The organism is Gymnodinialimonas sp. JB5-7, assembly GCF_055693405.1.
The window spans coordinates 589978-603350 of the sequence record NZ_JBVFUX010000004.1 but is presented as its reverse complement, the minus strand read 5'-3'; the positions used below and the strand labels follow the sequence as shown (position 1 = coordinate 603350).

The following is a 13373-nucleotide window of genomic DNA, read 5'->3' as shown; positions in this document are numbered from 1 at the left end:
TTAATTTTCGGTGAAAGTCCAAGCGCCGTCTACAATTTTCTCCAAGCGATCGAGCGTCAGTTTTTTTGTCATGCACCGAAAGAGGGGAGGTTTGGTAGGCCCGGCAGGACTTGAACCCGCAACCAAAGCGTTATGAGCGCTCTGCTCTAACCAATTGAGCTACAGGCCCCCTGATATGGTCGAACTGGTAGCAGAGCATTTCTCGGGTTGGAAGCGGCTGTGTGACCGGCCGCGCACCCGTTCGGATCAGTTCAATCTGCACTCGCCGCAGCCGCAGCTTTCTGTGCGTCTTCTCGCATCGCCCAAAGGTGATGTTTCATGCGCTTTCGTTTCGCAATTGCGCCGAACACTTCCAGGAATTCTTCAGGCGCGCCCGGACCGCGCATGGCGACCAGCCGGTCGAGCGCCTGCCGCCCGTGGTGTTGGTGCGCCCACAAAATGCCCAGGCGATGATAGTGTACAATGCTCTGCCGCTCCCCTTCGCCTTGTCCAAAGCTTTGAATGTTGAAGTTCATGTGCTTCGGCAGGCTCTTGACGGGGTCATCACGCAGATAGCCGAGGATGGGCAGCGTGAACTGGTCGATATTGGGCCGCGAATAGTCCCGCTTCACCTCGCGTTCAAAGTGCAAGGCAGCGTCCAACCAGTCAGAGCCGACATTGGTTGGCGTCCCGTCATCTTCGCGTTCCCGAAACAGGATCACGCCCGCATTGTAGTAGGGAAATGAGGTGATCCTACGCCCGGCATTGTACTGGACACGGTCGGTCGTGGGCTCCATCCCGAAGGCCGCGTAGTAGGCGGCCCAATCCTCGTCACTGCCGGCGGAGGCTGCATAATCCGAAACACAGGCTGCAATCAGCGCATCACCCAATTCGGCCTCAAAATCCACTGGGGCTGCCAGCACGGTGTCTGTATCGATGAACACCGAGATATCGCATTCACGCGGAGCGGCGGCTGCCAGGATCTTGTTGCCATGGGGGTAGGGCGCGCGCCATGGCGAATGACCGCCATCGGTGTTCGGGATCGATCGCAATTCGATGCTGGACGCCTCCAGTATCTCCTTGGTCAATTGGCACAGCTGATCCCGGTAATCCTCACGCACATAGGCAACGCCTGTCTGATGAGGCGCGAGATTCCCTTTCAGACTGGGTGCCAAAAGGCAGGCCTGAGCCTCCAGCCGCTGGCCATCGACGATGAAGAACAGCTCGGTCTTGCGTTTGGTCGCCATCTGGTGCCTCGGGACGTCTTTTTCTGCTTGCCCCATGCTATGCACGTTTTTTGTCCAAAATACGATGCGGTTTGCGAAACCGGCAGGGTGGCGCATGGACCTCTTGCCGAGGTCCTGCTAACGCACGCCCAAAGGCTGCTACGTAGGGATCCTTGGCCATGACCGACAACAGCAAATCCGCGCTGACCTATGCGCAGGCAGGCGTAGACATTGATGCCGGCAATGCGCTGGTGGATCGGATCAAGCCTGCAGCGGCGGCCACAAATCGCTCCGGCGTGATGGCAGGTTTGGGGGGTTCGGCGCGTTGTTCGATCTCAAAGCCGCGGGATACGACGATCCGATCCTGGTGGCCGCGACAGACGGTGTCGGCACCAAGCTCAAGATCGCCATCGATACCGGACATTTCGACACGATCGGTGTCGACCTTGTCGCCATGTGCGTGAACGATCTGGTCTGCCAGGGGGCGGAGCCCTTGTTTTTCCTGGACTATTTCGCCACCGGCAAGCTTGAGGTCGAAGCGGCCGCAACCATTGTGGAAGGCATCGCCAAAGGCTGCGCGGACAGCGGCTGTGCCCTGATCGGCGGCGAAACGGCTGAGATGCCGGGCATGTATGCCCCCGGCGATTTCGATCTGGCGGGCTTTGCGGTTGGTGCGTTGGATCGGGGTGCGGCGTTGCCCGCAGGGGTGACCGAGGGGGACGTTTTGCTTGGGCTTGGGTCCGACGGCGTGCATTCCAATGGCTATTCCCTTGTACGTCGTGTGGTGGAGCGGACGGGCCTGGGTTGGGACGCACCTGCGCCCTTTGCGCAGGCCTCTCTTGGTGCGGCGCTGCTTGCGCCGACGCGGCTCTATGTCAAACCGGCACTCACCGCGATCCGCAGCGGTGGGGTGCACGCCTTGGCCCACATCACGGGCGGCGGGCTGACCGAGAATGTGCCGCGCATTCTGCCGGATGGATTAGGGGTCGACATAGATCTGGACGCTTGGCCTTTGCCCCCGGTTTTCGGCTGGCTCGCACAAGAAGGTGCGCTGGATCAGGCCGAACTGCTCAAGACGTTCAACGCGGGCATCGGTATGGTGTTGGTTGTGGCTGCAGATCGGGCAGATGCCCTGGCCGCAGAGCTGACAGATGCGGGCGAGAGCGTTCACCGCATCGGTACCGTCTCAGAGGGTGAAGGCGTGCGCTATTCTGGGCAGCTTGCGTGAGCAAACGGGTCGCAATCCTGATTTCAGGGGGCGGCTCCAATATGGTGGCGCTAGCCCAATCCATGACGGGCGATCACCCGGCGCGGCCTTGCGTTGTGGTGTCGAACCGACCTGATGCCAAGGGATTGCAGCGCGCTGAAACGCTTGGAATTCCAGCAGTTTGCGTGGATCATCGTCCCTTTGTCGGGGACCGCGCCGCGTTCGAGGCTGCGCTTCACAAAACGCTCGATACCCACGCTCCTGACATCTTGTGCCTTGCCGGGTTCATGCGCATCTTAACCGCTGAGTTCGTTGGCAAATGGGCCGGACGCATGCTCAACATCCACCCCTCGCTGCTTCCAAAATACAAGGGCCTCAACACCCATGCGCGCGCGATCGAAGCAGGCGATGCGGAGGCAGGGTGTACGGTGCACGAGGTCACGGCAGAGCTTGATGACGGCCCGATCTTGGGTCAGGCCCGCGTGCCAATCTTGCCTGGTGACACGCCAGATCGTCTGGCGAAGCGGATTCTCCCGTATGAACACCAACTCTACCGTGAGGCCTTGCGGCGGTTCGTGATGGGCGACCGAACACCGGTTTTGCTTCCGAAATAGCCGGCCCGCGACGCAACGACCGGGATTTTACACCAAAGTCATGGGCGTGCCGCCACACTCTTGGCCGCGTTCACGCCCGCTCTCTTCCCTTCCGGATGATCCTCCTCTATCACCGCGCAACGGCTCCCCTTCGCAAAGAAACATATAAAACGCCCGTGCCCACAACACTGACCACCACCGATGAACTCGCAGCCTTCTGCGCCCGCGCGGCCGAGGTTCCATACGTCACCGTAGACACCGAATTCCTGCGCGAACGGACCTATTTCGCACAGCTCTGTCTGGTGCAGGTCGCGCTGCCGGGCGATGATGAAAGCGATGCGGTTCTGATCGACCCGCTGGCCGACGGAATGTCGCTGGACCCGCTCTATGAGCTGTTCAAAAACACCAATGTTGTCAAAGTTTTCCACGCCGCGCGGCAAGATCTTGAGATCTTTCACGTTGAAGGCAATGTGGTCCCGACCCCTCTGTTTGACACCCAGGTTGCGGCGATGGTCTGCGGCTTTGGCGACCAGGTCGGGTACGAAACGCTGGTGCGCAAGATTGCGAAGGCGTCGCTTGATAAATCGAGCCGCTTTACCGATTGGTCGCGCCGTCCGCTGAGCGATGCGCAGAAGACCTACGCCATCGCGGATGTCACGCATCTGCGGCAGATCTACGAATACCTGTCTGCCGAACTGGCGAAAACCGGGCGCACCCATTGGCTGGAAGAGGAGCTCGCACAGCTCACCGATGCCGCGAATTATGTGGTGAAACCAGAAGAGGCGTGGCGTCGATTGAAGCTGCGTTCCAACTCCGGTCGCATGGTTGCCATCGCGCGCGAATTGGCCGCGTTCCGGGAGACTTACGCGCAAGAGCGCAACATCCCGCGCAACCGCGTTCTGAAAGACGACGCTCTGATGGAGATTGCGGGGACGAAACCCAAGTCTCTGAAAGACCTAGGAAAATCGCGACTTCTGCTGCGCGATGCGCGCAAAGGTGCGATTGCTGAGGGCTTGATTGATGCCGTTGCACGTGGCCTTGCAGTGCCGAATTCCGACGTGCCGAAACCGGTGCAAGGCAAGGATCGGTCCAACCTGAACCCGGCGCTGGCCGACCTTTTGCGCGTTCTTCTGAAAGCCAAGGCGGAAGAGGCCGGTGTTGCCCCCAAATTGATCGCATCGTCCAGTGATTTGGATGATATCGCCTCGGGTCATACGGAGGGCGTCTGGTCCTCGGGATGGCGGCACGAGGTGTTTGGGGCCGATGCGGAGCGGTTGCTGAACAGCGAAATTGCGCTGTCGGCAAAGGGCCAAAAGGTCAAGATCGTAGCGGTCTAATCTCTATTTAAATCAGTCTGTTGCGCGTCGTTGTTCAAGTTAGCGGCGCGACACCGAGCGGCGGTTTTGCGCAGCGATCACCGTAATAGTGCGCACGCCGGCAAGCTCTCCATTCGTCAACGTGACGCCTGCGACGATGGTCTGCAGGCCGGGCGTGGGTTGCCCGACCGGCGGCGCCGCGCGAAATTCGAACACGATGGATCCATTGTTGATTTCGGCCAGCACCAGTTCGGCGTCGAAATAGCCCTGTGCAGGGGTCACAGCGGTGGCGCGCAGGATCGCGCCGGAGGTCGTTTGTTCAACAGAAAGTTGTGTGATTTCAGCGACTAAGCTGCGTGGATCTGCCGGAGTGCCGGCGACCGCATTCGGGTCAACGCTCACACGTTGTTCGCGATCATTTCCAAACCAGTTGAACGGGTTCAAGCGGCTGTCACCACAGGCCGCGACGGAAAAAGTCAGCGTAATCAGTAGTATGGCGCGAAAAAGCATCAAGTGACCCTTTGGGCAGTCGGTTTCACCCCTGCCTAGCGGATCAGGTGCGGCTTGAAAAGCAAAGCCACCCGGTCGCGGGCCTTTACCTTGCCGGGTGCAGCCCCTAGGTCACGGGTGACACAGCGCGCAGGAGCATTGGCATGGCCAGCGAAGCCTTTGAAGAAATCGCGGAAACCTTTGAATTCCTTGACGATTGGGAAGAGCGCTACCGCCATGTGATTGAGCTTGGCAAGGCGATGGAACCGCTGGATGACGCGGTGAAAGTGCCTGCGACAAAGGTCGATGGATGTGCGAGCCAGGTCTGGATTTTGCCCAGGATTGACGGTGAAACCTTTGATTTTCAAGGGGATAGCGATGCGATCATCGTGCGCGGGCTGATTGCAGTTCTCCACGCGCTCTATGGTGGGTTGCAAAAAGGCGAGGTTTTACAAGTGGATGCGGCGGCTGAGCTGGGTCGGTTGGGCCTGGACGAGCATCTGTCATCGCAGCGGTCAAATGGCGTCCGCGCGATGGTCGAACGCATCCGTCTGCTGGCCTCTGACGCGGCCTGAACTCTGACCAGATGGTCACAGTTGTGACCAGATGAACGGGTTTTTCCGCAAAAAAGCGTCCAGATGGTCACTTTTTTCAGCTGACACAAAAAATGCGCCCAGATGGGCGCATTTTGCGTTCTGGTGGATGGGGGTCAGCGTTTGTCGATTGGGACGTAGTCGCGCATCGTCTCGCCCATGTAGAGCTGACGTGGGCGGCCGATCTTGAGTGCTGGATCTGCCAACTGCTCTTTCCACTGCGAAATCCAGCCGACGGTCCGCGAGAGCGCGAAAATCGGCGTGAACATCGAGGTGGGGAAGCCCATCGCCTCAAGAATGATGCCGGAATAGAAATCGACATTCGGGAACAGCTTCTTGTCCGCGAAATACGGATCGTCCAGCGCGGCTTTTTCGAGCGCTTTGGCGACCTGCAGCTTGGGGTTATTCTCGATCCCCAGCAGGTTCAGCACATCGTCCGCAGATTTCTTCATCACCGTCGCGCGGGGATCGAAGTTCTTGTAGACGCGGTGGCCAAAGCCCATCAGGCGGTAATCGTCGTTCTTGTCTTTCGCACGGGCGATGAACTCGGGGATGCGATCTACGGTCCCGATTTCTTCCAGCATCTCAAGGCAAGCCTGGTTCGCGCCACCATGGGCGGGGCCCCAGAGGCAGGCGATGCCGGCGGCGATGCAGGCGAATGGGTTGGCACCGGACGAGGAGGCGAGGCGCACGGTCGAGGTGGAGGCGTTTTGTTCGTGGTCCGCATGCAGCGTGAAGATGCGGTCCATCGCTGTCTCGAGCACCGGATCGACGACATATTCCTCGGCCGGGACGGCAAAGCACATGCGCAGGAAATTGGCGGCATAGGACATGTCGTTGCGCGGATACACGAAGGGCTGCCCGATGGTGTATTTGTAGGCCCAGGCCGCGATGGTGGGCATCTTGGCGATCAGGCGGTGCGAGGCGATCTCGCGTTGGCGGGGATCGTTGATGTCCGTCGAGTCGTGGTAGAACGCGCTCATCGCGCCCACGACACCGACCATTACGGCCATCGGGTGCGCATCACGGCGGAAGCCCCGGAAGAAATTCGCCATCTGTTCGTGCAGCATCGTGTGGCGCGTGATGGTGTATTCGAATTCCTCGTATTCGGCCTTGGACGGCAGGTAGCCGTAGAGCAGCAGGAAGCAGACCTCGATATAATTCGATTGCTCAGCCAGCTGGTCGATGGGGTAGCCGCGATGCAGAAGCTCGCCCTTGCCACCGTCGATGAAGGTGATGGAGGATTCACACGCCGAGGTGGATGTGAAGCCCGGATCGTGGGTGAACACACCGGCCTGGCCATAGAGTTTGCCGATGTCCACGACATCGGGGCCTGCGGTAGGGGAATGCATCGGCAGATCGTAAGATGTGCCGTCAATCGTCAAGGTGGCGGTTCTGGTCTGGTTCTCGGCCATGAGCGTCCCTTCGTGCAACTGGCGGCCAGCACAGGGCTGGCGTGGGTGCCCGCCCTCGATCACGTGTCGAGGGAGGCGGCGTCTGTCAGTCGGGCGAGGGTTTCTTCGCGCCCCAAGACAAGCATCATATCGAACACAGAGGGAGAGACGGTTCGCCCAGAGAGAGCCGCGCGCAGCGGTCCGGCAAGCTTGCCGAATTTCAACCCATGGGAGTCCGCAGCGGTGTTGAGTACACCCTCCAGCGTGTCACGGGTCCAGCTAGCATTCTGCAACTGCGCAGTCAATTCATTCAGTATACCACGGGATACCGGATCGAGGCTGTTCACGGCCTTTTCATCCAACGCGAGCGGGCGGTTTTCCAATACAAACCGGGCCTTATCGAGAATATCTGGCAGGTTTTTCGCGCGGTCCTTGAGGCAATACATCGCGGCTTTCAGCCCATCTTGCTGCGCCTGCGAAAGGCCGGGCTGGTTTGTGAGGGCAAGGAAGGCGTTGATCTCAGTGACAAGATCCGCGTCCTCGGTGTTGGCGATGTGCCAGCCGGTGACATTGGCCAGTTTCTTCATATCGAGGCGGGCGGGTGATTTGCCGATGCCTTTGAGGTCGAACCAATCGCGGGCCTGAGCATCGGTGAAAAGCTCATCATCGCCGTGGCTCCAACCCAGCCGGGTCAGGTAGTTGCGCATGGCGCTCGCCGGAATGCCCATTTCGGCATATTCCATCACGCCGGTCGCGCCGTGGCGTTTGGACAGCTTCTTGCCGTCTTCGCCGTGGATCAGGGGGATATGCGCCCAGACGGGCTCGGGCCAGTTGTTTGCCCGGTAGACCTGGATTTGGCGGGCGGCGTTGTTGAGGTGGTCGTCGCCCCGGATCACGTGTGTGACGCCCATATCGTGGTCGTCGACCACAACGGCATGCATGTAGGTTGGCGTACCGTCCGAGCGGAGCAGGATCATATCGTCGAGCGTGGCGTTCTGGATCGTGACGTCGCCTTGGACCTGATCGGCGATCACGGTGGCCCCTTCGCGCGGCGCCTTGAGGCGGATCACGTAAGGTGCGTCGGGGTGGTCGGTGCGGTCGCGCCAGGGGCTGAGAAACAGCGTGCTTTCGCCTTTTTCGCGCGCGGCGTCGCGGAAGGCGGCGATTTCTTCCTGTGTCGAGAAGCACTTATACGCGGTGCCGTTTGCGAGCATGGCTTCGGCCACTTCGCGGTGACGGGGGGCGCGTTCGAACTGGCTGATGGCGTCGCCGTCATGGTCGAGGCCAAGCCAGGCCATGCCATCGAGGATCGCTTGCGTCGCTTCGGGGTGGAGCGGGTGCGGTCGGTATCCTCGATCCTGAGCAGGAACTTGCCGCCATGCCGGCGCGCGAAGAGCCAGTTGAACAGCCCCGTGCGCGCGGTGCCGATATGCATCATCCCCGTCGGCGAGGGCGCGATGCGGGTGACGATTTGAGCCTCGTTGGACATGCGGAACCTTTCCAGCGGGTTACGTGTGAGCCCGTGCGTTAACCATTCTTAAACCACATCGTGGCAGCCTTGCGGGGTAGCTAAACCTGTTGCGGAGGGGCGACAAGGGTGAAGGCCGGGACGATATTCGGCGCGGTGAACGCGGTCCAGCAAGGCCAGCGCGGGGCGCTGATGCCGTGGGCGGCGGTGTGCCTGGGCCTGGGCGTGGGGATCTACTTTGCGCTGCCGGTGGAGCCGGGGGCTTTGGGCTACGCGCTGGCGGCCTTTGCGGGGGGATTGGCGCGGTTTTGGGGCTGTGGCGGCGCGAGGTTTTGGGCCCTGTCGGTATCGGGCTGGCGCTGGTGGCCCTTGGGGTCGGCGTGGCTGGCTGGCGCGCGCATCAGGTGGCGGGTCCGGTGATGGAATTCCGCTATTACGGCCCGGTCGAGGGGCGGATTGTGGGCATAGACCGGTCGGCCAGCGACGCGGTGCGGCTGACGCTGGACCGGGTGCGGCTGGACGATGTGCGCGCGGTGCCGCGCCGCGTGCGGGTCTCGCTCCATGGCGATCAGGGCTATCTGGATCCGGTTCCGGGCGCGGTCGTGATGATGACGGGCCATCTGAGCCCGCCCGGCGGTGCGGCGGAGCCCGGCGGCTTCGATTTCCAGCGCCATGCCTGGTTCCAGTCACTAGGCGGCGTTGGCTATACCCGGGTGCCCGCGCTTCTGCTGGAGGCACCCGCGCCGGGCGATCAGCGGCTGTTTTCGCTGCGCATGCGGATGTCGGCGGCGGTGCAGGCGGCGATCCCGGGCCAGCCGGGCGCGTTTGCGGCGGCGGTTTTGACCGGCGATCGTTCGGGGTTGGAGCAGGGACCGATCCAGGACATGCGCGACAGCAATATCGCGCATTTGCTGGCCATCTCAGGCCTGCACATGGGGCTGTTGACGGGCTTCGTCTACGCTGCGCTGCGCCTGGGCCTCGCCCTGATCCCCGCGCTCGCCCTGCGCTATCCGATCCGCAAATGGGCCGCTGTGGGCGCGCTGGTCTCGGGCGCGTTCTACCTGGCTCTGTCGGGCGGCAATGTCGCCACGGAACGCGCGTTCATTCAGGTCGCCGTGATGTTCACCGCTGTCTTGCTGGACCGGCGCGCGATCACCCTGCGCTCGGTCGCCATCGCGGCGATCATCGTGCTGCTCAGACGGCCCGAGACGCTGATGTCGCCGGGCTTCCAGATGTCGTTCGCCGCCACAACGGCGCTCGTCGCGGTCTTCAACGGGCTGCAGGGCGCCGCTTTCCTGCGCAACTGGCCGGGATGGGCCAAGGGCGTTTGGGCGCTGGTCGTCTCGTCCGCTGTGGCGGGGGCCGCGACGGCACCGTTTGCGGCAGCGCATTTCAACAGGCTGGCGGTCTATGGACTGATCGCCAACCTGCTGACGGTGCCCGTCATGGGCTCCGTTGTGATCCCCTTTGCGGTGCTCGCACTTTTGCTTGCGCCGTTTGGCCTTTCCTGGCTGGCCTTCTCGATCATGGATAGGGCGCTGCAATGGATCCTGGGCGTCGCGGCGCGAGTGGCGGATCTGCCCGGCGCGGTGGAGATGGTGCCGAGCCCGCCGCAACCGGTGCTGGCCCTGATTGCCATTGGCGGCATCGGCCTGTGCCTTTGGAAAGGCAGGGGGCGGTGGGCCATGGTGGCCCCGATCGTCGTGGCAATGCTGATCTGGACGGGGGCGGAGCGGCCCTCTGTCCTGATCTCGGAAAGTGGCGGGCTGGTGGGGCAAAGGGTGGGCCATGGACCGCGCGCGCTGAGCCGGGCGCGCGGCGACGGGTTTGTCGCGGGCATCTGGCTGGAAAATGACGGCGATCCGGCGGATCAGGAGGGCGCCGCATCGCGCGCCGGGTGGGCTGAGGACGGGGCAGGGCAGGTCGCGTCGCTTGGCACGCTGAGCCTTTGGCACGGCGCTGGCCGGGCGGCGGCGCGCGAAGCGGTTGAGGCCTGCGCCCGGCACGCGGTGGTGGTCGTCAATGCCTGGCCCGAGGACCCGCCTGCGCGCCTGCTGGAAGCAGAAGCGCAAACACGCGCGCGGCTGAGCGCGCCGGGCGTGCCAGCAGGGGCAGCTAATGCGCAGGTCGCTGCGGACTGCCTGTTGCTGAGCCCGTCGGTCCTGTCGCGGACGGGGGCCGTGGCGCTCGGCGCAACTGAGGAGGGGCTTCAGATCGACACGGCGCGCGCGCGGCAGGGCAATCGCCTTTGGTCGCCCGCGCCGTGAGGGCTTTCATGGGCGTTCAGCGTGCTGACCCGCCCCTCTTTGTTCCATGAAAATGCAAATCCCGCCCTCTCGACACGGCGCCGTGCCTGCCTATCTGGTGCGCCATGGCCAAGATGCGCAAGAAATCCGACCTGCCGCAAAAGACTGCGCCACCTGCGGGCGGCCCTTTGCCTGGCGCAAGAAGTGGGCAAAGGTCTGGGACGAGGTGCGGTATTGCTCGGACAAATGCCGCGCGCAACGCCCGGCACAATCACAGGATGATCGGTAAAACATTCTGACCAATCTTGTTGCCTACGGACCCCTTTTTGCCTAATCGATCCGGGATACAACGGCATACCAGCAGGAGAATGCGGCATGGTGGAACGGGTCGAACGGAACGGTTTGCAGGTTGCAGCGGAGCTCTCGGACTTTCTGGAGGCGCACGCGCTCCCTGGGACAGGCGTGGACGTGGCAGGTTTCTGGCAGGCCTTTTCCGACCTTCTGCATGATCTGGCCCCGCAAAACGCGGCCCTCCTGGCAAAGCGCGAGGATTTGCAGCGCCAGATCGACGAATGGCACATTGCGCGCCGCGAGCAGCCGCACGACCCTGATGCCTACAAGGCCTTTCTGGAAGAGATCGGTTATCTGATCCCCGAGAGCGAGGATTTCCGGATCGAGACCAGCAAGATCGACCCGGAGATTGCGACGGTCGCTGGCCCGCAGCTTGTGGTGCCGATCACCAATGCGCGCTTTGCCCTGAACGCCGCGAATGCACGTTGGGGCAGCCTTTACGATGCGTTTTACGGCACGGATGCGATGGGCAGCGTGCCCGCGCCGGGCGGGTATGACCGGGGGCGCGGCGCGCGCGTCGTGGCCCGGGCGCGGGTTTTCCTTGATGATACCTTTCCGATTGAGGGCGCCTCGCACGCGGATGTGCGGCGTTACTACGTGGATCAGGGCGCGCTCTTGGTGGATGACAAGCCGCTGGCCAACCCCGCGCAATTCGCGGGCTATACGGGCCGCGCCAAAGCGCCGGATTCGGTGCTTTTGGTCAACAACGGCCTGCATGTGGAGCTGGTCTTTGACCGGGCCCATGCCATCGGTGCGCGGGATCAGGCGGGGCTGGCGGATGTGCGGATGGAATCGGCGGTGTCGGCCATCATGGATTGCGAGGATTCCGTGGCCTGTGTGGACGCCGAGGACAAGGTGCTGGCCTATTCCAACTGGCTTGGCCTGATGAAGGGCGATCTGGAGGAAACGTTCGAGAAGAACGGCGCGCAGATGACGCGCAAATTGGCGGACGACAAGAGCTTCAAGGCGCCCGACGGCTCAAAAGTCACCATTGCGGGCCGCGCGCTGATGTTGGTGCGCAATGTGGGGCATTTGATGACGAACCCCGCGATCCTGCTGCGCGATGGTGCGGAGGCTTATGAGGGGCTGATGGATGCCATGATCACGGCGCTGATTGCCAAGCATGATCTGGGGCGTCCGGGGGGCAATTCGGTCGCCGGGTCGGTCTACGTGGTCAAGCCCAAGATGCACGGGCCGGAAGAAGTCGCCTTCAGCGATGAAATCTTCACCCGGGTCGAGGCGGCTTTGGGGCTGGAGCGGTACACGGTGAAGCTCGGCATTATGGACGAGGAACGGCGCACGTCGGTGAACCTGAAGGAATGTATCCGGGCAGCGAAGCATCGGGTTGCGTTCATCAACACCGGTTTCCTCGACCGGACGGGTGATGAAATTCACACCTCGATGGAGGCGGGTCCGTTTTCCCGCAAGGATTTCATCAAACGCAAGTCGTGGATCGGCGCTTACGAGAACCAGAATGTCGATATTGGCCTGGAATGTGGGCTGCGGGGGCACGCGCAGATCGGCAAGGGCATGTGGGCGAAACCCGATGCCATGGCCGAGATGGTCGAGGTCAAGATCGAGCATCCGCGCGCGGGTGCGAATTGCGCTTGGGTGCCGTCACCCACAGCGGCAACGCTGCACGCGCTGCATTACCACAAGGTCAACGTGGCCGCGGTGCAGGAAAAGCTGGAGCAGGGCGGGCGGCGCGCCTATGTGACTGCGCTTCTGGATATTCCGCTGGCCTCGTATCGGCGCTGGACGCGCGATCAGGTGATCCGCGAGGTGGAGAACAACGCACAAGGTATTTTGGGCTACGTGGTGCGCTGGGTGGATCAGGGTGTGGGCTGTTCCAAGGTGCCGGATCTGAGCGGCGTTGGCCTGATGGAGGATCGCGCGACCTGTCGGATCTCGGCTCAACATATCGCCAATTGGCTGCACCACGGTGTCGTGACCGAGGCGGATGTTGGCGAGGTGTTCCGCCGCATGGCCGAGGTGGTGGATCACCAGAACGCGGCGGACCCGGCCTATCGCCCGATGGCGCCGGGTTTCAACGGGATCGCCTATGCGGCCGCGCTGGACCTGGTTTTGAAGGGGCGTGCGCAGCCGTCCGGCTATACGGAGCCGGTCCTGCATGCGCGCCGGTTGGAGTGGAAGGCGGCCTAGCCGCCCGGGCCAAACCCGTCTTCGATGGCGCGCATGTTCGCGATTGCGCGGCGCAATCGTTCGCCCGCCTCGGGCGGGCATGTGCTGCCCTTAATCACTTGGGGGGCGGGCAGGGTTTTGGCCTCCGCCAGGTAGCTGTCGAGCGCATCTTCGAGAATCCGCGATGTGGCCACAAAGCGCTGGTTATGGAGCGCGTTGCACAAATGGTAGAGAAGGTCGAACGCGCGGTCGGCGGAGATGCTGTGTGCGACGTCCCGTTCGGCGCGCGCAAATTGCGCGATGTTCAACTGTTGCATGGCGGGGCCTTGATCTGACGTTTCGGCGATGGTTCTGCCGCTGCGAGATGAA

The 13373-nt window shown here is 62.3% G+C and carries 10 protein-coding genes, 1 tRNA gene and 3 pseudogenes; 8 read left to right on the top strand and 6 right to left on the bottom strand.

The genetic code is table 11. The annotated features are described in order from the left end of the window. Window positions 1–92 precede the first annotated feature (92 nt). Window positions 93–169, bottom strand: a tRNA-Ile gene (locus tag ACZ1HK_RS03775). Window positions 170–251: 82 nt separating this feature from the next. Then, window positions 252–1226, bottom strand: a complete 975-nt coding sequence (locus ACZ1HK_RS03770) for a hypothetical protein (protein ID WP_472627524.1) — start codon at window positions 1224–1226, stop codon at window positions 252–254. Between the two features lie 158 nt (window positions 1227–1384). On the opposite strand from ACZ1HK_RS03770, the pseudogene purM reads away from it, so the two are divergent. The 3 genes and pseudogenes from purM to rnd all read left to right on the top strand — a co-directional run bounded on the left by purM (window position 1385) and on the right by rnd (window position 4342). Further along, window positions 1385–2433: pseudogene (purM, locus tag ACZ1HK_RS03765) on the top strand (phosphoribosylformylglycinamidine cyclo-ligase). Then, window positions 2430–3026: a phosphoribosylglycinamide formyltransferase gene (purN, locus tag ACZ1HK_RS03760; protein WP_472627523.1), complete on the top strand. Its 597-nt coding sequence runs from the start codon at window positions 2430–2432 to the stop codon at window positions 3024–3026. The pseudogene purM and the gene purN overlap by 4 nt, the downstream one beginning before the upstream one ends. Window positions 3027–3181: 155 nt before the next feature. Further along, window positions 3182–4342 (top strand): ribonuclease D, encoded by a 1161-nt coding sequence (gene rnd / locus ACZ1HK_RS03755; RefSeq protein WP_472627522.1) that lies wholly within the window; start codon window positions 3182–3184, stop codon window positions 4340–4342. 39 nt (window positions 4343–4381) lie between these two features. Here rnd and ACZ1HK_RS03750 read toward each other — a convergent pair whose 3' ends face one another. Further along, a complete protein-coding gene (locus ACZ1HK_RS03750) occupies window positions 4382–4831 on the bottom strand; it encodes a hypothetical protein (RefSeq protein WP_472627521.1) in 450 nt (149 codons plus the stop codon). 143 nt (window positions 4832–4974) lie between these two features. Between ACZ1HK_RS03750 and ACZ1HK_RS03745 the strand changes: the two genes are divergently transcribed. Then, the gene (locus ACZ1HK_RS03745; protein ID WP_472627520.1) at window positions 4975–5385 is read left to right on the top strand and encodes a SufE family protein; all 411 of its coding nucleotides are present in this window, start codon (window positions 4975–4977) and stop codon (window positions 5383–5385) included. Window positions 5386–5519: 134 nt separating this feature from the next. Here ACZ1HK_RS03745 and gltA read toward each other — a convergent pair whose 3' ends face one another. Both gltA and gltX read right to left on the bottom strand, forming a co-directional pair. After that, window positions 5520–6818, bottom strand: coding sequence for a citrate synthase (gene gltA / locus ACZ1HK_RS03740; RefSeq protein ID WP_472627519.1), 1299 nt, complete (start codon window positions 6816–6818; stop codon window positions 5520–5522). Window positions 6819–6877: 59 nt separating this feature from the next. Continuing rightward, window positions 6878–8286, bottom strand: a pseudogene (gltX, locus tag ACZ1HK_RS03735) (glutamate--tRNA ligase). Window positions 8287–8394: 108 nt separating this feature from the next. Between gltX and ACZ1HK_RS03730 the strand changes: the two are divergent. From ACZ1HK_RS03730 to ACZ1HK_RS03715, 4 genes and pseudogenes are all read left to right on the top strand, one after another. Further along, window positions 8395–8685, top strand: a complete 291-nt coding sequence (locus ACZ1HK_RS03730; RefSeq protein WP_472627518.1) for a hypothetical protein — start codon at window positions 8395–8397, stop codon at window positions 8683–8685. Further along, window positions 8598–10532 carry a ComEC/Rec2 family competence protein gene (locus tag ACZ1HK_RS03725; RefSeq protein WP_472627517.1) on the top strand — a complete coding sequence of 645 codons (1935 nt, stop codon included), beginning with the start codon at window positions 8598–8600 and terminating at the stop codon, window positions 10530–10532. Before ACZ1HK_RS03730 ends, ACZ1HK_RS03725 begins: the two co-directional genes overlap by 88 nt. Window positions 10533–10636: 104 nt before the next feature. After that, window positions 10637–10800, top strand: a pseudogene (locus tag ACZ1HK_RS03720) (DUF2256 domain-containing protein). Between the two features lie 86 nt (window positions 10801–10886). Beyond that, a complete protein-coding gene (locus ACZ1HK_RS03715; RefSeq protein WP_472627516.1) occupies window positions 10887–13025 on the top strand; it encodes a malate synthase G in 2139 nt (712 codons plus the stop codon). Here the strand turns inward: ACZ1HK_RS03715 and ACZ1HK_RS03710 are convergent. After that, a complete protein-coding gene (locus ACZ1HK_RS03710) occupies window positions 13022–13321 on the bottom strand; it encodes a hypothetical protein (protein ID WP_472627515.1) in 300 nt (99 codons plus the stop codon). The two genes, ACZ1HK_RS03715 and ACZ1HK_RS03710, sit on opposite strands and share 4 nt — an antisense overlap. Window positions 13322–13373 lie beyond the last annotated feature (52 nt).